This window comes from Ochrobactrum sp. SFR4 (assembly GCF_019730395.1).
Lineage (GTDB): Bacteria > Pseudomonadota > Alphaproteobacteria > Rhizobiales > Rhizobiaceae > Pseudochrobactrum.
This window is the reverse complement of sequence record NZ_JAAPBB010001280.1, coordinates 1-241: the sequence shown is the minus strand read 5'-3', so window position 1 is coordinate 241 and position 241 is coordinate 1. Positions and strand designations below refer to the sequence as shown.

Here is a 241-nt window from a genome sequence, read left to right as displayed (position 1 = left end):
CTGGCGTGATTTCCAGTACCATCAACTTTATCACAGAGCAGATATTACCACGCATGATATGCGCCCGACACTTGAACCAATTGAGTGGCGCAAGGATCCCGCATCTTTCATTGCATGGACAAAAGGACAGACCGGCATACCGATTATTGATGCTGGAATGCGTCAATTGTGGGCAACAGGATGGATGCATAATCGTGTCAGAATGCTTGTGGCGTCATTTCTGACGAAAAATCTTATGATC

Annotated in this window: 1 protein-coding gene; it reads left to right on the top strand. The window is 46.1% G+C overall.

Annotated elements, in window-relative coordinates:
• A partial coding sequence (locus HBA93_RS23140) for an FAD-binding domain-containing protein (protein ID WP_221724789.1) occupies positions 1–241 on the top strand: 241 nt, incomplete at both ends.